At 46.9% G+C, this 19,558-nt stretch carries 17 protein-coding genes, 1 pseudogene and 1 riboswitch; of the genes and pseudogenes, 4 read left to right on the forward strand and 14 right to left on the reverse strand.

The window, feature by feature from the left end:
* Positions 1 to 182: 182 nt before the first annotated feature.
* The 14 genes from CFI03_RS13525 to kdpF all read right to left on the reverse strand — a co-directional run bounded on the left by CFI03_RS13525 (position 183) and on the right by kdpF (position 14,368).
* Complete coding sequence (locus CFI03_RS13525) at positions 183 to 1,415, reverse strand: cation:proton antiporter (protein WP_248757625.1); 1,233 nt, start codon at positions 1,413 to 1,415, stop codon at positions 183 to 185.
* A gap of 38 nt (positions 1,416 to 1,453) precedes the next feature.
* On the reverse strand, positions 1,454 to 2,116 hold the full coding sequence (locus tag CFI03_RS13530; protein WP_248757626.1) for a potassium channel family protein: 663 nt from the start codon (positions 2,114 to 2,116) through the stop codon (positions 1,454 to 1,456).
* 14 nt (positions 2,117 to 2,130) lie between these two features.
* Positions 2,131 to 3,483, reverse strand: a complete 1,353-nt coding sequence (locus tag CFI03_RS13535; RefSeq protein ID WP_248757627.1) for a TrkH family potassium uptake protein — start codon at positions 3,481 to 3,483, stop codon at positions 2,131 to 2,133.
* A 261-nt stretch (positions 3,484 to 3,744) separates the two neighbouring features.
* Positions 3,745 to 4,506, reverse strand: coding sequence for an ABC transporter permease (locus tag CFI03_RS13540; protein ID WP_248757628.1), 762 nt, complete (start codon positions 4,504 to 4,506; stop codon positions 3,745 to 3,747).
* 2 nt (positions 4,507 to 4,508) lie between these two features.
* Positions 4,509 to 5,267: an ABC transporter ATP-binding protein gene (locus tag CFI03_RS13545; protein ID WP_248757629.1), complete on the reverse strand. Its 759-nt coding sequence runs from the start codon at positions 5,265 to 5,267 to the stop codon at positions 4,509 to 4,511.
* 36 nt (positions 5,268 to 5,303) lie between these two features.
* A complete protein-coding gene (locus tag CFI03_RS13550) occupies positions 5,304 to 5,630 on the reverse strand; it encodes a DUF1048 domain-containing protein (RefSeq protein WP_248757630.1) in 327 nt (108 codons plus the stop codon).
* Between the two features lie 10 nt (positions 5,631 to 5,640).
* Positions 5,641 to 5,988, reverse strand: coding sequence for a DUF1048 domain-containing protein (locus CFI03_RS13555; protein WP_248757631.1), 348 nt, complete (start codon positions 5,986 to 5,988; stop codon positions 5,641 to 5,643).
* A complete protein-coding gene (locus CFI03_RS13560) occupies positions 5,985 to 6,293 on the reverse strand; it encodes a PadR family transcriptional regulator (protein WP_283094531.1) in 309 nt (102 codons plus the stop codon). Before CFI03_RS13560 ends, CFI03_RS13555 begins: the two co-directional genes overlap by 4 nt.
* A 330-nt stretch (positions 6,294 to 6,623) precedes the next feature.
* Positions 6,624 to 8,948 carry a universal stress protein gene (locus CFI03_RS13565; RefSeq protein WP_248757632.1) on the reverse strand — a complete coding sequence of 775 codons (2,325 nt, stop codon included), beginning with the start codon at positions 8,946 to 8,948 and terminating at the stop codon, positions 6,624 to 6,626.
* Entirely contained in the window at positions 8,949 to 9,788 is an 840-nt protein-coding gene (locus tag CFI03_RS13570) for an alpha/beta fold hydrolase (RefSeq protein ID WP_349292474.1), read from the reverse strand.
* Positions 9,789 to 9,846: 58 nt separating this feature from the next.
* A complete protein-coding gene (gene kdpC, locus CFI03_RS13575; RefSeq protein WP_248757634.1) occupies positions 9,847 to 10,461 on the reverse strand; it encodes a potassium-transporting ATPase subunit KdpC in 615 nt (204 codons plus the stop codon).
* Positions 10,462 to 10,513: 52 nt separating this feature from the next.
* Positions 10,514 to 12,547 (reverse strand): potassium-transporting ATPase subunit KdpB, encoded by a 2,034-nt coding sequence (kdpB, locus tag CFI03_RS13580; RefSeq protein ID WP_248757635.1) that lies wholly within the window; start codon positions 12,545 to 12,547, stop codon positions 10,514 to 10,516.
* Positions 12,548 to 12,568: 21 nt separating this feature from the next.
* Positions 12,569 to 14,248, reverse strand: coding sequence for a potassium-transporting ATPase subunit KdpA (gene kdpA / locus CFI03_RS13585; RefSeq protein WP_248757636.1), 1,680 nt, complete (start codon positions 14,246 to 14,248; stop codon positions 12,569 to 12,571).
* A 42-nt stretch (positions 14,249 to 14,290) separates the two neighbouring features.
* Complete coding sequence (kdpF, locus tag CFI03_RS31430) at positions 14,291 to 14,368, reverse strand: K(+)-transporting ATPase subunit F (RefSeq protein WP_397334277.1); 78 nt, start codon at positions 14,366 to 14,368, stop codon at positions 14,291 to 14,293.
* 543 nt (positions 14,369 to 14,911) lie between these two features.
* Between kdpF and CFI03_RS13590 the strand changes: the two genes are divergently transcribed.
* From CFI03_RS13590 to CFI03_RS13605, 4 genes and pseudogenes are all read left to right on the forward strand, one after another.
* Positions 14,912 to 16,471 carry an ATP-binding protein gene (locus tag CFI03_RS13590; protein WP_248757637.1) on the forward strand — a complete coding sequence of 520 codons (1,560 nt, stop codon included), beginning with the start codon at positions 14,912 to 14,914 and terminating at the stop codon, positions 16,469 to 16,471.
* Positions 16,458 to 17,159, forward strand: a complete 702-nt coding sequence (locus tag CFI03_RS13595) for a response regulator (protein WP_481857679.1) — start codon at positions 16,458 to 16,460, stop codon at positions 17,157 to 17,159. Before CFI03_RS13590 ends, CFI03_RS13595 begins: the two co-directional genes overlap by 14 nt.
* 174 nt (positions 17,160 to 17,333) lie before the next feature.
* Positions 17,334 to 17,497, forward strand: a riboswitch (cyclic di-AMP (ydaO/yuaA leader).
* A gap of 5 nt (positions 17,498 to 17,502) precedes the next feature.
* Positions 17,503 to 17,913 (forward strand): hypothetical protein, encoded by a 411-nt coding sequence (locus CFI03_RS13600; protein ID WP_248757639.1) that lies wholly within the window; start codon positions 17,503 to 17,505, stop codon positions 17,911 to 17,913.
* A 289-nt stretch (positions 17,914 to 18,202) separates the two neighbouring features.
* Positions 18,203 to 19,458 (forward strand): annotated as a pseudogene (locus tag CFI03_RS13605) (IS110 family RNA-guided transposase).
* Positions 19,459 to 19,558: the final 100 nt, after the last annotated feature.

Genomic DNA, 19,558 nt, shown 5'->3' on the forward strand with positions numbered 1-19,558 from the left:
CGAAAATGATTTACTAACCTGCCCTAAATAACTCTTCTTACATTATTGCCACCGGCTATGTATAGAAGTTCTTGTCTTGAACAAATGACAAGAACTTCTATACATAAAATAAAAAAGCCGCAGTATATGCGACTTCAATTGTATAGATGTTCTTGTCGTCCGACAACGATTGTGTCACAATCTTATAATTTTATCTCTTCAATCCCCAACTTTCTTGCCACCCAAGCAGTGCTACTCGCCTGGACTAAGATGGTTAATACTATTGCCATAAAAGTTACTGATGCAATTACGTCTGCATGAGCGATATGTAATCCTGCAAGCATCCCTGACAATGCGGCCGGGATTACGCCGGTTTCGCGAACCCAAATCATAAAAAGCATTTCACGTAGTGTCCAACGGGTTTTACGATCCGGCCAAGCGGAGATAAACACGGTCAACGGACGTGCAATAAACATGAGAACAAGCACTGCAAGCAAGCTTTGCCACCAATAGTCAGCCAAAAGTCTGAAATCGACCTGACTGCCAAGAAGGATAAAAATTAACATTCGCATGATTACAGTAATGTTATCGGAGAAATGAGTCATTTCCTCCCTTTTATCGCTCATTTTCAAACCAAAATCTGAAGAATTACCCCAAATCAGTCCTGCTACAAATGTTGCCATAAAGCCGCTAACGTGCAGCAAATCCCCTATTAGATATGAACTTAAGGCAGTAACGAGCATTGCAATTGTCGTATAATCGCGCAGTATACCTACACGCGAATGAGCAACTAAACTGCTAATTATTAATCCGATTACAAGGCCTACAAAAATGCCTCCTATTGCTGTTCGTAAGAAATCCCAAGTAATGACACCTGCATTAAGTGAAGTTCCACCGGAGACAGCTGCAAGCAAGGAAAAAGTTATGATCGAACCTGTTGCATCGTTAAATGCCGACTCGCTTTCGACAGTCTCCCTCACCCTTTCGCGAATCTTCACTTGACGGAATACGGGGATAATAGAAGCTGGGTCTGTCGAAGCGATAACGGCTGCAGCAAGCAATCCATAAAGCCAATCGATGGAAAAAAGGTAGTGAATCGCAGCGCCTACAATCGCAACGGTAACGATAACGCCGGGAACACTCAACATTGCAACTGTCCAGCCAACCTTCTTGAGTCCATGGAGCTTGATATTCCTCCCGCCGTCGAACAAAATAATCGCTGAACCGACAACAAGAATCATTTGATTCGTTAACGAACTACTAGGTTCATCAATCCAATGCAATCCTTGTCCTAGCAGCATACCTACCCCTATGTAAAGGACGACATCCGGTAATTTCAACCGTGATGCAAGAACACCTGTAAGCATACCAGATGCTAAGATTATAAGTAACAATATCACTAAATAATGAATGATCGCTGTCGTATTGGATTCCATTGAGTTCGCCTTAGCTCCCTCCTTTATCATGAGTAATTTTAGCGTAGTACTTCTTCTTGAAAATTCTCAATTTGTTCGTCCTTCCCTATGACGACCATGATATCCTTCTCTTCTAGGACGTCCATCGCTGACGGTGCAATGATTACACCATCTGGTTTGTTAATGGCTAAAATACTGAAACCAAATTTTACTCTTGGATTTAATTGTTGTAACGTTTTTCCATTCAAGCAACTCGGCACAGCCATTTCCGCAATCGTATATTCTTTGGATAACGCGATATAGTCGAGCATATTTGGCGATACAAGTTGATTTGCGACTCGCTTGCCCATATCACGTTCCGGGTATACGATTCGATCAACCCCAATCCGTTCAAGAACCCTGCCATGCAGCTCACTTAGCGCTTTAGCTACGACTTGCTTAATACCCAGATCCTTCAACAAAATAGCGGTCATAATACTGGACTGGATATCATCACCAATCGCAATAACGCCATAATCGAAGTTCCGTACGCCAATCGATCTGAGCATTTCCTCATCCGTGCTGTCCGCAACGACTGCATGAGTTAAAATATTACTCATGTCTTGAACCACCTCATCATCCTTGTCGACACCCAATACTTCAAAGCCAAGGTCAATTAACTCTTTAGCGAGGCTGGAGCCGAAACGGCCTAATCCGATAACCACAAACTGTCCTTGTTTCATAAGATGCATATCCCCTAACCAATCGTAATTTTCCCCTCTGGATATCGGTACAGCTCTTTCTCAGCGCGCGGTCCAAGAGCGTAAGCTAAAGTCAGAGGACCAAGCCTGCCCGCGAACATCGTGAGACTGATTAATATTTTGCCCATTACAGTTAACTGTGGCGTGAGACCAAGAGATAAGCCGACTGTTCCGAAAGCTGAAGTCGTTTCGAACAATATCATCATGAATGGATGTTCTTCCGTTGTCGACAGGGCCATCGTTACAAAGACAACTAGCGTAAGCGATAACATCGTAATGGTTAAAGCTTTAAAAATGCGTTCTCGATGCAGCCGCATCTTAAACATCACGATGTCTTCCTTTCCGCGTATCATCGCGGCTACCGCACCGACTAGTGTTGCGAATGTAGTGGTCTTTATCCCGCCGCCTGTTGATCCTGGTGAAGCCCCGATAAACATCAGAAGAATGATGAAAAACTGTGAAGCTTGCCTTAAAGCTGCCAAATCAATTGTATTAGGGCCGGCAGTTCTCGGAGCCACCGACTGAAAAAAGGATGCCCATATTTTCCCGTCCCAATCTAGTGCTCCAATAGTCTTCGGATTCGTAAATTCGAACACAAAAATGACGATTGTGCCAATAATAAGAAGAAATGTCGTCATGGACAACACAACCTTGGAATGAAGCGAAAGTTTCCGGCGCAAACGATAATCGATTACATCTGACATAACAATAAAACCGATACCTCCAAGAATGATGAGCCCCATAACGACGAAATTTACTATTGGATCTTCGACATAGCCAGTAAAGCTTACAAAAGGAGTTCCAAATTGCCCAAACAAGTCGAAGCCTGCATTATTAAACATGGAGATGGCATGCCAAATCCCGAAAAATACAGCTTTCCCTAAAGGCATATCGAACGACCATCGAACTGTTAGTAAGATTGCACCTACCAGTTCAATTGAGAGTGAGTAGATAAGAACTTTTCGAATTAAACGCACGATTCCTTCTATACTGCCTTGATTCAAGGCCTCCTGCATAATTAGACGTTCTTTGAGGGTAATCCGCTTTCGAAGCACGATTGCAAACAGTGTTGACATCGTCATGAAGCCGAGTCCGCCGACTTGAATGAGAGTTGCAATAATGATCTGTCCTGCAATCGACCAATGACTTCCGGTATCAACCGTGACAAGTCCAGTTACGCATGTCGCCGACGTAGCTGTAAAGACGGCGTCGATAAAAGGAGTCGTGGTACCGTTTCGAGATGTAAATGGCAGCGTCAGAAGGAATCCACCCAGTAAAATGATTGCCGCAAAGCCGGTAGCCAAAATACGGGGAGGCGACCAATGGGATTTCCGAAGGAATGATAACATACATTTAACACCACCTTTCCTTATTTAAGATCATTTGATTTATTACATTAGAAACCGCACTAATTGTTTGCTTTTTACAATAGAATGCCCCGTGCTCAATATGTAATTCAACTTTTTGATATGGTTATACCGCATGAAAAAAGGTAGCCAATTTAATCCGGCTACCTTTGAATATTGGAGAAGCGTTGATGTGAAGCTGCGGTCCACGGGACGCCTGAAGTTGACAAACTTTTCGCCATAGGTAAGAAAAGCATAAAAGCATTAAGCAGCATTCTGTTTGTATGCGCGTACCGCAAATAGATATGCAATAATCATTATCCCTATGCACCACGCTAAAGCAACCCAGATATCATTACCTACCGGTTGACTTGATAATAGTGCGCGGATAGTTTCTACGATAGAGGTTACCGGTTGGTTTTCGGCGAAGGCACGAACAACTTTCGGCATCGAGTCAGTCGGCACGAAGGCAGAACTGATAAACGGCAGGAAGATTAAGGGATAAGAAAACACGCTAGCACCTTCCACTGATTTCGCAGACAATCCGGCAATCGCCGCGACCCAAGTCAAAGCCAGTGTAAACAGCACGAGTATACCGGCTACAGCTAGCCAAGACAGTACTCCTGCCGACGAGCGAAAGCCCATAATGAGTGCTACGAGAATGATAACGATAACCGAGATAACGTTGGATACCACTGAGGTCAGCACGTGCCCCCACAGCACAGTAGAACGTGCAATAGGCATGGAGTGGAATCGTTCAATAATGCCCCGTTGCTTATCCAAAAACAGGCGGTAAGCCACGTAGGCTACCCCACTAGCAATAGCCATAAGCAGTATGCCAGGCAAAAGATAGTTCACATAGTTATCCGTACCCGTTTGGATTGCTCCACCAAACACATAGACGAACAGCAGCATCATTGCAATTGGAGTAATGCAAACCGTGAAAATGGTGTCCATGCTTCGTAAAATATGGCGCATAGAACGTCCAAGCATCACGCTCATGTCACTGAAAAAATGCGCATTCATTGTTATTTCTCCTCCTTCTTACCAATAATTGCGAGGAATATCTCCTCTAATGAAGGTTGTTTTTCCACATACTCAGTCTTTGCTGGCGGGAACAATTTTTTCAGTTCCTCAAGGGTGCCATTGGCAATAATCTTGCCCTTATGCAAAATCGCAATTCTATCGGCCAGTTGTTCAGCCTCATCCAAATATTGAGTGGTCAAGAATACCGTTGTGCCACCGTTGGCAAGCTCTTTGACAATCTTCCAAGCCTCAATACGTGCCTCGGGATCAAGGCCTGTTGTCGGCTCGTCGAGGAAAATAAGCTGTGGCTTTCCGATCAGGCTCATGGCAATATCGAGCCTGCGGCGCATACCACCCGAATAGGTGGACACCTTTCGGTCGGCGGCGTCACTCAAGCTGAAGCGATTGAGTAAATCGTCCGAGACATGACGCGGGTTTTTCAGGTGTCGCAGTTTGGCGATCATGATAAGATTTTCTCGTCCAGTCAAAATCTCGTCAACGGCGGCAAATTGTCCGGTCAAACTGATTGCGTGCCGCACATTGTCAGGTTTTGATGCAACGTCAAATCCATTTATGGTGGCGGTTCCTCCGTCCTGCTTGAGTAGCGTGGTAAGGATTCTTACAATCGTCGTCTTGCCGGCGCCGTTGGAGCCAAGCAGGGCGAAAATCTCACCTCGCTTCACTTCAAAATCGACACCCTTCAGGACATCTGTGTCCTTGAAAGACTTTCGCAGACCTTTTACTTCAATTGCTTTTTCCATCCCGATATCCCCCCAATACTTTGGTCCACTCGTAACCTATTCATGTTTTTTTACCTTCTTGGCAACAGATTCTTGATAGATATCAGCGAAAGTTTTGGAATCTTTGATTAAATCATCGCAGAAAGCTGCTACATCACTGCCAGTCACTTCAAGCACGCCTTTCCTCATCGCCGCGCCCTCTTCGAAAAGATCGATAATCCCCGAGAGCAACCCCGTCCCTTCGGTTAGCTCTACTGGACCGACTTTGAAGAGATATTTTTGAATCTCTTTATAAACAATCTGATAATCTTGCGGGAGCGCTTTGACTCGCGCCACATGCGCTTTCCACTCTTTTTTGCCCTCGATAATATCTCGTATTCTCATTTTCACCCTCCTATTTACCTAATTTTTTGGCGATGTTATTGTTGAGTTGCTTGCGCCACTTGTCGCGATATGACATGGCCCCTTCTTCGCCAGCTAGTGCTAAACAGAAGCCTTTGATATCCTCACCCAGCACCTCTTGAACACTCTGACCATCCGCCGCCGTTTCTTCGAGCAAGCCAAGCACACCGTCAAGAATTGGCATGAGGTTACGACCGGTGAAATCGGAGTGCGGCCAAATATTAGAATTAATTTCCTTCCATGCCGCTTGATAATCAGCAGGCAGATTTTTGACCCGCGAGTCAAATGCTTTGAATTCTTTAGTCATGTCACTGCCAGTAATCTTTTCCCAAAAATTCATTTTCCCCACTCCTTTAACTCGTTCATTTTTAATGAAACGAACTCCCATTTTTCCCAAAACCTCTTTAATTCCACGCGCCCCGCATCGTTGATTGCGAAAAACTTTCGCGGTGGTCCCATGTCGGAAGGCTTCTTAGTGATCTCCACCAATTTATTTTTTTCAAGCCGGATCAGGATGGTATACACCGTTCCCTCTACAACATCTGTGAAACCGAATGCGTTCAGCTGCCGTGTGATTTCATAGCCGTAGGTTTCTTTACGGCTTATAATTTCAAGAACGCTGCCCTCAAGCACACCTTTAAGCATTTCTGTTAGGTTTTCCAGCACAATCACTCCTTGCTATTCTGTATGACAGGTATGCAGTGTTACTTACTACAGCTATAAAGTATCACGCAGTAGATGTATTTGTCAATCGCATGTTTTCACGAATTTTTCCATTTTTAGTTCCCTATTCATTAATTCAATAAAAAAAGGCTGCTGATGAGTGATCAGCTGCCTTTGTCTTATTCTGGACTTTCGTCTTGGGATTATTCTGCATTATCTATTGCTCTCATGTCACAGCGGCAATAAAGCCGCGCAGAGTATGAATTCAAGCGTTTCGAATTCCAAAGTATTATTCCGATTAAAAGAAAAACATCATTCTGTAGCCGTTGGATCGAAATCCGCTACGATTAATATGTCCGTGTGTCGAGCTGCACGGAGCATATAATGCACGACGGTCTCTTTGAAAAGCGTGTACCAGAGCGGTCTTCGGCATTGGCCGATGATGAGCTGAGTCGCTTGAACCTCGTTGATCCGTCGAAGCAACGTTTCCCTTATCCTTTTACGACTAGCACATTCAGCCGTCTCCATCTTGCCGCCCAAGCGTTCGCACAATTGCTTTAACGTATCCAGCCGCTTCTGATCCTCTTCCGACATCCTCGCGCTGCTATTAACGTAGAATACATGCCATTCCGCTTTCAAGCGGTGCGCAATGCGGAATCCGCGCCGGATTAATCTTTCGGATCGCGGACTCAAATCAACGCAAACGAAAATCACCTCTCGCCTTCTCAATGGCCCTCGCAGCGAATTATTCTGGTTCCACGCTTCCAATCGCTCGTCCACGTCGTCCGCGATTTCTCGGAGCGCAAGTTCTCTAAGTGCGATCAAATTACCGATTTTGAAAAAGGATCCGAGTGCTTGATCGATTTTCTCCATGGCATAAATTTTGCCGTCCCTCATGCGCTGCTGCAGCATTTGTGGCGTGACGTCGATCAACTCGACCTCGTCCGCCATCCTCAGTATCGCGTCCGGCACCGTCTCCCGGACGCGAACGCCAGTCAACTGCTCTACCGCGTCGTTTAGGCTTTCAAGGTGCTGCACGTTAACGGTTGAAATGACGGAAATCCCGCTCTCCAGCAGACGGAGAACGTCGTCGTATCTTTTTTTGTTCCGGCTGCCTGGCACGTTCGTATGTGCCAGCTCGTCGACCAGCACAACCTCAGGATGCCGCGCAATGATCTCGTCCGTATCCATTTCTTCAAGGACGGCCGACTGGTAGTTTATCTTCGCTCGCGGAACCGTCATTAGCGTACCTACTTGTTCTGCCGTCTCCTTTCGACCATGTGTTTCCAACAAGCCAATAACTACGTCTATACCCTTATTCAGAAGAGCGTTGCCTTCTTGCAGCATTTTATAGGTTTTCCCAACGCCGGGTGCCGCACCGATATACACTTTGAAGGTACCGTGCCGAATCGTTTCGATTTTCTTCTCGATCTCTGAAGAGGTTAGTCGGCGGAACGAGTCACTGCTTTGTTCAGGCTTGGCTTTGATTGGTAATACCCTTTCCCCTTCGTGCTCTGCGCGGTCTACCATGACGAATACGTCGATGTTACGCGCCCGTCTTAGCACCCGGTTCACGATGGAACCTTGCCAACGCTCCTGCCAACGGTTTTTATTCGAGTGGCCCATGACGATTCGGGTCACCTTGCGTGCTACGGCATAACGGACCAGCATCCCGGGCAACTTTCTAGCACGGGATAAGGGAAGTTCCTCAAAAGTTGCGTCGACTTTATTAACTAGTTTTTTGATAGAATTTTTAAACTGGAGCTGATTTTGCGTTAAGCTCTGCTTTGACGATACGAAGGTCACGACGATTAATTCGCCGTTAAGTCTCTTGGCGATTTGCTGGCCTCTGCGTACATGAAGAGATCCATTCCAGTGATATTGAGCGGACACGAGTATCCGTTCCGCTGCGCCGGATGGTCCAACGAGCCCAAGCTCCTCCCGGTGTTTCTCCAGAGAATCATTTACGCCTTCGGCCATCAACCTTAGTGCTAGCTCGCGAAGAACGCCAAGATTGCCCCGGCGGGAAATCGCCGGATGCGTCTTGTCGCCAAGAATCCCCTCATCGATCCGTTTCAGCATCGTTTCGGGAGATACGTCTATCAGCCTTACCTCGTCCGCCAATTCCAGCGTATCGGAGGGCACCGTTTCTTCCGCACGGATCCCGGTCATTCGATAGACGAACTCGTCCGCGCTTTCCAACTCGTAGACATTGATTGTGGTAATGATGCTTATTCCATGACTCATTAAATATTTGATATCTTCGAGACGCGTCTGAAATTTGGCGTCCTTGCGATTGCGGTGAGCTAGGCCGTCCACAAGCAGAACTTCCGGATTCCGAGCCAAGATGTCGTCCAGCGGTAAATCCTTCTGCTCCTTGCCGTCCTTCAACCAATGGATGCTTGGTACCCTTTCCAATTCTAATGTCTGCTGCACCGTTTCAAACCGCTGCATCGTGGAAACGGCGCTGATGACAACGTCAATGCCTTGTTTTTTTAGCAGATTGCCTTCCTGCAGCATATGATACGTTTTTCCGGCACCACTAACCGACCCGATGATGATTTTCAGACGACCCCGATGCAGCTTTGAAATGGAATACAAGATTTCTTCCGGCGTTTTCCGTCTATACGTCGACAACTACCCGAACCTCCTCTCTCCGGCCGTACTCTCTTCTTGACATTTTAACTGTTCCGCTAAAAATTGCCGGACAAGTTTGTTAAAAACGTCAGGCTGGCACAAATTACTCGGATCGCAAGCATCCGGAATAATTTCCATGCGTGCTCCCGGCAATCGCGTAACGACCCCCTTCATGCAATCGATACCGAATGAGGCGAAGTCTCCGGCTAAGCAGAGAGCCGGCTGGTTTATCGTTTTCAGATGCTCGGAATAATCGGCTTGACTTGCCGCCAGTCTTTGTTTGTACAACTCGATAGGTCGCTTGTCGAGCATGCCTTTTCTAACTTCGCTGTATGCCTGACTCCATCTCTGATAAGACAAGCGGATAGCCGGAAGCATCAACTCGCAAGGGGAGAAGTAGACCAGCCAACTGCAATAGGCAGCGGCCAACTGCAGCTTGCCAGCCAAGGTCGAAGATTCGATCCTGCAGAAGCTGTCGGCGATAATAATCGAATGTACCCGTTCTTTATAATGCTTGGCCAGATGCTGTACGATCAACCCTCCGTAGGATACTCCGACGAAAGCTGCTTGGCCGATGCGAAGCTCGTTCATCAGCAAAATAAGATCGAGGCATTGCGTTTCGATGATATCGCTACGAGCTTGTGTAAGTTTGCCGGATTTTCCGTTTCCCCGAAGATCGCACACGATCACTTGATACTCTTTTGAAAAAAAATCTATTTGCAGCTTAAACATCTCATGTGTTAATCCGTGTCCATGAATAAAAAATATAGGGAAGCCGTTTCCATGCGTCTCATAATAAATAGAAGTTCGGTTGACCTGTGCGACTGCCAAATGAAACACCTCTCAGACAACGGATCAGCCCTATCCGCAATCGTTTTGCGAATAGGGCTTAATTTCCTTATTTTAAAGCTTCTCTCAATGCAAGGTTAATCTTTAGTACGTTGACCCGTTTGTCACCGAAAATACCAAGGTCCCGATTTTCCGTATATTCGTCCACCAGGCTCTGCAGCTCCTGTTCCGAAATGCCGGTCAGCTTACTAATTCTCGGAATTTGCACGGTCGCAGACTGCGGCGTAATATGCGGGTCGAGGCCGGAGCCCGAGTTGGTGATTAAGGCAATCGGAAGTTGATCGATGGGAACGTCGGGATTGTCCTTCTTCCACTGCTCGATCGAAGCTTTCGTACGTTCCAGCATATCAGGGTTGGAAGGTCCGTAGTTGTTGGAGCCGGACGCCTCCGCCTTATAATCGATACTGGAGACACGACCTTGGAAGTACTTTGGATCCGTGAAGGCTTGCCCAATCAATTCGGAGCCGACGACGTTCCCCTCTTTGTCTTTTAACAAGCTTCCATTTGCCTGTGCGGGAAACAGAAGCTGTGCTAATCCCGTGCTAATGAACGGATAAGCAATACCGCACAGGATAATAAACAATATGCTCATTCTTAAGGCCATCCACAATATCGAGCCGACGGAGGAACTCTCCGCTTGGCCGTCTTTCGTTATGGTCGACATAGTTGATTCCTTCTTCCTTTTCGATTCTTTTGTATGACGAGTATTCAGCGGTTTAAATCCATACATGAACGATCAGGTCAATTATTTTGATTCCAATGAACGGAACGATTACGCCGCCTAGTCCATAAACGAGCAGATTTCGGCTCAACAGCCGCGAAGCTTTCATCGGACGGTAAGCAACGCCTCTCATTGCCAATGGAATGAGCAATGGAATAATGATCGCGTTGAAAATAAGAGCGGACAGCACAGCCGATAACGGCGAACCGAGGCCCATGACGTTCAATGCCTTCATCTCCGGAATCGCCAGCATGAACATCGCCGGAATGATCGCGAAATACTTTGCAATGTCGTTAGCGATACTGAATGTGGTCAAGGCACCGCGGGTCATCAGCAGTTGTTTGCCGATGGCTACCACTTCGATGATTTTAGATGGGTCCGAATCCAGATCGACCATGTTGGCCGCCTCTTTGGCTGCCGTCGTCCCGCTGTTCATCGCAAGTCCAACGTCAGCTTGCGCTAGTGCCGGAGCATCGTTTGTTCCGTCGCCTGTCATGGCCACAAGTTTGCCTTCAGCCTGCTCGCGGCGGATGACCGCGATCTTATCTTCTGGCTTACTCTCTGCGATAAAATCGTCGACCCCAGCTTCCTTCGCAATAGTCGCCGCTGTCAGCGGGTTATCACCTGTACACATAATTGTTTTAATACCCATGGCACGAAGTTGATCAAACCTCTCCCGCATACCGGGCTTTACCGTGTCTTTCAAGTAGATCAAACCGAATATTTCCTTATCAACGGCTACCGCCAGCGGAGTACCGCCCAGTGAAGCGACGCGGTCCGCTTCTTTACCCAAATTGTCAGGAATCGTCCCACCTTGGGCTATGACCCATTTGCGAATAGAGTCGACGGCCCCCTTACGAACCTGACGTCCGTCTTTCAAATCGATGCCGCTCATCCGAGTTTCAGCTCTAAACTCCACGAAGGTTCCACCATCGCCAAGCGAGATATCGTATGATTTGCTGTTTCTTTTCATCCAATCGAGCACCGAACGACCTTCCGGCGTTTCGTCATGCAGCGAAGCGATCGCTGACCATGCGGCTGTATCATCGCCGTTTGCTTTCCCGACGGGGACAATTTCGCTCGCCATCCGGTTACCGAATGTAATCGTTCCTGTTTTATCTAGTATCATCGTGTTAATGTCGCCGGCGGCTTCGACTGCTTTCCCGGACATCGCGAGCACGTTAAACTGGGTGACCCGGTCCATCCCCGCGATGCCGATCGCTGACAGCAAACCTCCGATCGTCGTCGGGATCAAACAGACGAGCAGTGCGATCAGAACAGGAATCTCCAACTCGACGTCGACGTAGGATGCGATCGGACCAAGCGTTACGACAACAATAAGGAAAATAAGAGTCAAGCTGATTAACAACGTATTCAGCGCGATTTCGTTCGGCGTTTTCTGCCGCTTCGCGCCTTCCACTAGAGAGATCATCCGATCGATAAACGTCTCTCCGGGATCGCTAGTGATCCGCACCTTGATACTGTCGCTGACAACCCTGGTACCTCCGGTAACGGAATTGAAATCACCGCCCGCCTCCTTAATGACCGGCGCGGATTCCCCGGTGATCGCCGACTCGTCTACAGAAGCCAGGCCTTCAATAACTTCCCCGTCACCAGGAATCATCTCGCCTTGCTTTACGATGACAATATCCCCTTTGCGAAGCTCAGTGGAGGGAATCGTCTTGACTGCGCTGCCGACGACCTTGTTGGCTGTAATTTCTTTTTTCGTCTTCTTAAGCGTATCGGCTTGAGCTTTGCCCCTGCCCTCCGCCAGCGCCTCTGCGAAGTTGGCGAAAAGTACAGTGAACAGAAGAATCAAGAACACGGTCAAATTAAAACCGATACGGTCTTCCGAGTCGAAATATCCAGGGAATATCGTCATTAGCAGCACGACTAACGTACCGACTTCAACGACGAACATGACCGGATTTTTCATCATGCTGACAGGATTCAGTTTAATGAAGCTTGCTTTAATCGCTTGGAACACTATCGGTCCCGAAAATAAGCTTTTCTTACGTTTATCGTTCATTGCGGTTTCGCCCCGTTTCCATTAGCGGATAGTCAAATGCTCGGCGATCGGACCCAGAACGATGGCCGGCAAGAAGGTCAGTGCACCGATCAGAATGATGGTACCAATCAATAAGAAGGTGAATAACGCATTGTCCGTCCGGAACGTGCCGAGCGTCTCCGGCACCCATTGTTTGCGGTTCATCGAACCGGCAACCGCCAGCAATGCTATCATGGAGATATACCTGCCGAAGAACATGACCAGGCCAGTCGAGATATTCCAGAACGGCGTATTATCTGCCAAGCCCTCGAAACCGGAGCCATTGTTGGCTGCAGATGACGTAAATTCATACAACACCTGTGAAATTCCGTGATAGCCGGGGTTCGTAATCGCCCCTTTGCCCAGGTCGGTCAGGAAAGCGATCGCCGTCGGCGCGAGGATGATGAACGGATGCGTCAAAATGGCGATTGCGATCAGTTTCATTTCTCGGGATTCGATTTTTCGTCCGAGGAATTCAGGTGTCCGGCCGACCATCAAGCCACTGATGAACACGGCGAGAATAGCGTACATGAGCATGTTAACCAATCCGACACCTTTGCCACCGAACACGACGTTCAGCATCATTTCGGCAAGTGGGACTAAACCGCCAAGCGGTGTGAGCGTATCGTGCATATTATTAACCGTCCCCGTTGTCGCCGCAGTCGTCACGGTCGTAAATAAGGTAGACTGGGCAATGCCGAAGCGGACTTCTTTTCCTTCCATGCTGCCTTGCGACGCGTCGATTCCAAGCCCGCTCAGCAATGGATTGCCGCTTTTCTCAGCCGTATAGGCAATCGTGAGGAATACGAGGAACAAGATCATCATAGCCGAGAAGATCACCCAGCCTTGCTTCTTGTTCTTGGCAAATCTGCCGTACATAAAAGGAAGTCCGGCCGCAAGCGCCCACATCGATAAAATCTCGATGACGTTTGTAGTTCCGTTCGGATTTTCGAACGGATGCGCCGAATTCACTCCGAAAAACCCGCCCCCGTTCGTTCCCAGATGTTTGATGGACTCCAGCGATGCCACCGGCCCTATTGCGATTTGCTGAGTCACGCCCTCCAGGGTCGTTACCGACAAAGTCGGATCAAGCGTCTGTGGCACATGCAGGCCAACCAGCACCAAGGTGACAAGAATGGCCAGCGGGAAAAAAATTCTTATGTGTGCTTTAACAAAATCCTCGAAGAAATTGCCGAGCGTATTGCCCTTGGTGGTGATCCCTCTGACAAAAGCTACCGCAACCGATAGACCTGTCGCTGCAGACGTAAACATCATCATCATGATGACCGCCATCTGCGAGAAATACGTTAACCCGGTTTCACCGCTGTAATGCTGGAGATTCGTATTGGTCATGAAACTGATTACCGTATTCATGACGAGCGTCGGCTCCATATTTCCGATAGCGTTCGGATTTAATGGAAGTCCGTTTTGTACGCGCAGCAACACGAAACTGACGGCGACTAGCACGACATTGGTAAGAACGAAACTGATAGCGTATTTTCTCCAGCTCATCCCTGTCCTGTTTTTCAGCCCAATGATCCAAAAGATCGGTTTTTCAATTGGACCGAATATCTTGTCCGTTCGATTTGATTCGTTCGAGAATACGTGGTACATATAATTCCCGAGCGGTTTGGCAATCAGCATTAGAATGCCGATCACGATAACAATTTGTAGGATATCCATAGCCGTTCCTCCTCAAGACTCGATCGACTGCGCGAAGCATCTCTAAAATTTTTCGGGGTGAAGCAGAGCATAAACGAGATAAACGAACAAAATACCCGTGAAAATCAATATGACCGTCATGAGCGCTCACCCTTCTCGTCGATCGTTTTATCGCACCAGACTATAAAGCCTGTCACAAGCGCGAAGGAGACGAACAAGGTAAAAATCATCCAAAAATCCATCATCTCAACACGTCCTTTACGGTTATTCGGTAAAACGTCCGAGCCTAGCATATCGCGGCGTACCTTAATTTCCTTATTGTGGATAACTTTCGCCCGCAATATGTAATCTATTCTTATCGCTCTTGGTTCCGTGGGTTCATGGCTTCCTCCTAATCATGAAATCAAGTTCATTTTGGTTATAAACATGGAGGTATCTTACTCCCTGCTAATAAACTTGTAAATCGAATAACAGACTGAATTCACTTGAATTCGGATTATTTCGTTCATTTTTATAAAACTTATTTATGAAATCTTCGGATTTATGCGTAATACTCTATATTTCGAGCGTTTTTGATCATTTTTATAGTATTTTTACACCTTGGAATGGTTTATTTTATTCTTTTTTTACAGTAATCTTAAAGAGTAAGTGACAGAATTAGGACAGGCAGGAAGTGATAACATCGTGGGCAAAATACAATCTTTATGGATACCGTGGTGGTCATACGCAAGCATTACGCTGTTGATCAGTCTCATGACAGCCATTTTGCATCCGTTCATACTTGAAATCGATTTGGTGAATATATCGCTGATCTATTTATTTCCGGTACTCATAAGCTCCGTGTTTTGGGGGTTCCGCCCCGCGATCTACTCGGCAATCGTAGCGGTGCTGGCGTTCGATTTTTTCTTCGTTCCGCCAGAGCTGAGCTTTACTGTAGAAGATTTGCGTTATCTCATTTCATTTTGTGTTTACTTGGCGGTAGCTGTGTTGATCTCCAGTCTGGCGGCAAGGCTAAAACAACAATTGCTTTATTCCAAACAAAAGGAAGCCCAAACCGCCTCCCTCTATGCGCTTAGCAGCCAGATGAGCGCTCTTACTGACATCCACGCATTGCTGGATAACGTTTCTCGTCACGTATCGCAAAACATAGGTGCGGAGAGTGCGATTTATTTGCCAGACGAACGGAACAAGTTAGTCCTGACGCACCGCTCAGACGCTCTTAGTGATTGGGGACAGAGCGAGGCAGAAACTGTCATTGCGATACTGGCATTCGAAGACGGCGAAGCGGCCGGATACGGGTCGAATATTTTAAGATACTCTCAAGGTTATTATCTTCCTTTGAAGACCGAAGACCGTATATACGGGGTGCTGGCGCTCAACATGAAGGAATTGAAAAGCGGGCTCAAGACCGAGCAGCATCAGATGCTGGAGGCGATCGGTGGTTTAGCGGCTAGCGCCATCGCTCGTGTGAAGCTAGCCGAAGAAGCCAAAATCGCTCATTTATCGGCTGAATCGGAACGTCTTCGTACGGCTATTTTGGATTCCGTATCTCATGAACTACGTACCCCGTTAGCGGCGATTATCGGCTCGTCAACCAGCTTGATCGAGAGCGATCACCTTTTCACCTCGGAGGATCGGATGGAACTGCTCACCACCATTCGGGATGGCGCGCTTCGCATGAATCGTCTGGTCATCAACCTGCTCAGCATGGTGCAGTTGGAAAGCGGTATGTTGCGTCTGAGAAATAATTGGTGCGACGTAGAGGATCTGATCGGGGTTACGCTGGCTCAAGTCAAAGATTTTCAGGAACATCGAGCGTTGCGCGTGCAGTTACCAGATAACACTCCTATGGTGATAGGCGATGAAGTGCTATTGGAGCAAATGTTAGTTAATATCGTCAGCAATGCGATTAAATACAGTCCGGATTACAGCAACATCGACATTAAGGTGTGGGAGGATAAAGATAACCTTCATATCTCCGTCTTCGATCAGGGAATCGGGCTCAGCGAAGACGAATACGTACGAATCTTCGAAAAATTTTATCGTGCCAACGCAACCAAGCAAGTGACCGGTACGGGATTGGGATTGGCCATTTGCCAAGGAATTGCAGAGCTTCACGGCGGATCAATCTCGGGTCGTCGCAATGAACCGCAAGGAACCGTGATGACAATTAATCTTCCCTTGAAAAAACGGCACGAAATGTATACTATACCTGAGGAAAAGGAGAGCGATGAATATGAATGAACTAGGAGCTCGCATACTAATCGTCGATGACGAACCGCAAATTCGCAAACTGCTTAAGGTGACTTTACACGCACATCAATATACGATGCACGAAGCGGCTACCGGAGAAGAAGGCGTCCGGCAGGCTTCCTTAATTCATCCGGATTTGATTGTTCTCGATTTGGGATTACCGGATATTTCCGGCATGGAGGTTCTTAGGCGCATACGGGAGTGGTCGAGCGCTCCTGTCATTGTACTTACTGCCAAGGATAGAGAAGAAGACAAGATCTTAGCTTTGGATAGCGGCGCTGACGATTACGTGACAAAACCTTTCGGCATGGGAGAATTGGTGGCTAGAATTCGCGTTGCTCTTAGGCATGTAGCTAAATCGGCCAATGAGCCGATTCTCAAAATAGGCGAGCTTACCCTTGATCTGGCTCAGCGAATCGTGGAATTGAATGGAGAGCGTTTAAAGTTAACGCCTACTGAATATGACCTTCTGAAGATACTTGCCTCAAACGCCGGGAGAGTGGTTACACAGCGTCAGTTACTGCAGCAAGTGTGGGGTAGTAATCATAGCGAGTCTGAAAGCCACTATCTACGGGTATATATCGGGCATTTGCGTAAAAAGCTGGAGGAAGATTCTACTCAACCGAAATTTATTGTAACCGAGCCGGGAATCGGCTATCGCTTTCTTTCCAGGGATTGAAATGAATAAAAGATTCAATGAGAACCAAATAGAATTCAGACAATATAACCTGTTTTATCCGTTTTCATTATCCGCCAACGCAAAATATGACGAAATGACACGCTAATTTATATATCGCAACATTTTACAGAACAACTAGATAGGCATATGATAAATGACAAGCCACCTACGGCTTAAATGTATTCGCTGAATGCTTCCAAAGGAAGCAGCGGGGGAACCAAATGGGATATGTCTTAAGAGATATGTTCAGGGGTGAATCCGGTAGTTCGCCTACCGGTAGGGCGACTCTCTCGTCCGAATCCGACAGCTAACCTCGTAAGCGATCAAAGGGAGAGATTGTGAAATGTCCGTTCAACTGCTTGACCCTGCGCCTGAGATCGAGAGTCGATTACAAGTCTTCTTAATCCGAGAATTGGAATTGTTCACCTGGTTCGATGATCGGATCAACGGCTATCGAATCGAACTGCACTTGTCAACAAACGCGGGTCAGTTAAGAAGCGAAGAATCTATTGACGCCCGGGAGAAGCCGGCGGATTGGTGTACTTGGTCCTATCGATTTAGAAGAATCGTAGACTCTAAGGAACCGCATTCCGTCGATTGGCTCAGGGAGCAGTTCCCAGAAAACAGCATTCAAAGCAGGCTTCTCTGCCAGGCATTTGGAAAATTGAACAGCACTCCTGCCTTCCTTCGCAATGATCTGGAAATCAAGTCCGATTTATTCAAAAAAGCATGCAGTTATATTAACCTATTCTAATATCTCATGATAAAAAGGAGCAGCCATATGGCATGCTCCTTTTTATCTGCTCTATCGTATAACAGGACAACAGTCGAATACTTGTATGCTTCCCCTATGGTAGGTAAAAAAATAAAATAAAACTGTCTTTGTAAGGGGAAGCATAATAATCTTCCGACTGCTGTCATTGTTGTTGAGCTAAAGTTCACCGAATTCCTGTAAAACGAATAATTTGGAGTTTGAACAAAGTACGATGGGGTTACGCACGAGGTCAAAAGCCTCAAAAAGCCCATCAGGAGGTCGCTCTACTATGCAGTTTAAGGCACAAGACAAGCAAAATCAACTCATTGAAAACATTACCGTTCATCACTTGGTCATTGGTGTAGATATCGCTCAAGAAGTCCATGTTGCCCGCGCTGTCAGCTTTCGCGGGATTACTTTGGGCACGCCACTCGAGTTTGGTAACCATCGTGAAGGGTTTAATCTGTTCGCACGCTGTATCCAAGATCTACTCAAATCCCACAAACTTAGCAGTGTCGTCGTTGGTATGGAACCTACCGGCCACTACTGGTTTAGCCTTGCAAGTTGGCTCCTCGATCAAGGTATAGAGCCCGTTCTGGTGAATCCTCATCTCGTCAAAAAGAACAAAGAAAACCGAGATAATACACCGTCTAAGAGCGATCATAAGGATGCACTCGTCATTGCAGACATGGTCAAAAACGGGTACTACTCCCCTGTTCGTTTCCATCCTGAAGACTACGAGGAATTGCGTATTCTAATGGCAAATCGAGAGACCATTACCAAACGACTGAACGCTGCGGTTAATCAGATTCATCGCTGGGTAGATATTGTTTTCCCTGAACTTCGCCAGGTCTTTAAAATCCTTACTTGCACCAGTGCAATTGCAACACTTAGGCTCTTCCCTCTGCCCAAAGAAATCAGTCGGTTAACTATGGAACAAGTCCTTTCCGGTTGGAAGCAATACGTAAAGCGTCATGCTGGTGTTAAACGTGCTGAATTGCTCATTTCACTTGCTAAAACCAGTGTGGGTACCACTCAGGCACTCCACGCGTACAAGCTTCATCTTGGTCAATTGCTCGAAGAATATGACCTGGTCCAACGCCAACTTCAACAAATTGAGCATGAGCTCCGAACCATTCTCGAGCGCATTCCTTATGCACAAAAACTCCTTGAAATACGGGGCATTCATGTAACAAATCTAGCTGGTATACTCGGTGAAGCTGGCGATTTAAGCGGCTATGCGCATGGGAATGCTTTACTTCGTCATGCTGGACTAAATCTAGCGGAGGCAAGCTCAGGGAAATGGCGAGGAAAGATGGTTCTCAGTAAACGCGGCCGGCCTCGCTTACGTCATTTTCTTTATCTCATGACCATGAGTATGGTCATGACATTAGAGCGGCACATCGTTTCAATGTAGAGGAAAAGAAACTGAAGAAGATGAAGTCCATCATGAAATTATGCGCTAAAGTAGCACGAATGCTCGTAGCTTTAGCTAAAAACAATACTTCATACGAACCGTTTAAGGTATTCCAACAAGCAGCTTAACAAAGTCTCACCAGCTGATGCATTCGCAGGATGACAAGATGCACGGAGTATCGGGAGATGTTCAACAAAAGGGCTCGGACCCGTTCCGTTTGAAAGACCG

The sequence above is a fragment of the Paenibacillus sp. ATY16 genome (assembly GCF_003399985.2).
GTDB classification, from domain to species: Bacteria; Bacillota; Bacilli; order Paenibacillales; family Paenibacillaceae; genus Pristimantibacillus; species Pristimantibacillus glycanilyticus.

What these genes read in the sequence shown, in the direction of transcription:
- CFI03_RS13525 (WP_248757625.1), bottom strand. Translation starts at nt 1,415, where the DNA reads ATGGAATCCAATACGACAGCGATCATTCATTATTTAGTGATATTGTTA.
- CFI03_RS13530 (WP_248757626.1), bottom strand. Translation starts at nt 2,116, where the DNA reads ATGAAACAAGGACAGTTTGTGGTTATCGGATTAGGCCGTTTCGGCTCC.
- CFI03_RS13535 (WP_248757627.1), bottom strand. Translation starts at nt 3,483, where the DNA reads ATGTTATCATTCCTTCGGAAATCCCATTGGTCGCCTCCCCGTATTTTG.
- CFI03_RS13540 (WP_248757628.1), bottom strand. Translation starts at nt 4,506, where the DNA reads ATGAATGCGCATTTTTTCAGTGACATGAGCGTGATGCTTGGACGTTCT.
- CFI03_RS13545 (WP_248757629.1), bottom strand. Translation starts at nt 5,267, where the DNA reads ATGGAAAAAGCAATTGAAGTAAAAGGTCTGCGAAAGTCTTTCAAGGAC.
- CFI03_RS13550 (WP_248757630.1), bottom strand. Translation starts at nt 5,630, where the DNA reads ATGAGAATACGAGATATTATCGAGGGCAAAAAAGAGTGGAAAGCGCAT.
- CFI03_RS13555 (WP_248757631.1), bottom strand. Translation starts at nt 5,988, where the DNA reads ATGAATTTTTGGGAAAAGATTACTGGCAGTGACATGACTAAAGAATTC.
- CFI03_RS13560 (WP_283094531.1), bottom strand. Translation starts at nt 6,293, where the DNA reads ATGCTTAAAGGTGTGCTTGAGGGCAGCGTTCTTGAAATTATAAGCCGT.
- kdpC (WP_248757634.1), bottom strand. Translation starts at nt 10,461, where the DNA reads ATGTCGACCATAACGAAAGACGGCCAAGCGGAGAGTTCCTCCGTCGGC.
- kdpB (WP_248757635.1), bottom strand. Translation starts at nt 12,547, where the DNA reads ATGAACGATAAACGTAAGAAAAGCTTATTTTCGGGACCGATAGTGTTC.
- kdpA (WP_248757636.1), bottom strand. Translation starts at nt 14,248, where the DNA reads ATGGATATCCTACAAATTGTTATCGTGATCGGCATTCTAATGCTGATT.
- kdpF (WP_397334277.1), bottom strand. Translation starts at nt 14,368, where the DNA reads ATGACGGTCATATTGATTTTCACGGGTATTTTGTTCGTTTATCTCGTT.
- CFI03_RS13595 (WP_481857679.1), top strand. Translation starts at nt 16,458, where the DNA reads ATGAATATGAATGAACTAGGAGCTCGCATACTAATCGTCGATGACGAA.
- CFI03_RS13600 (WP_248757639.1), top strand. Translation starts at nt 17,503, where the DNA reads ATGTCCGTTCAACTGCTTGACCCTGCGCCTGAGATCGAGAGTCGATTA.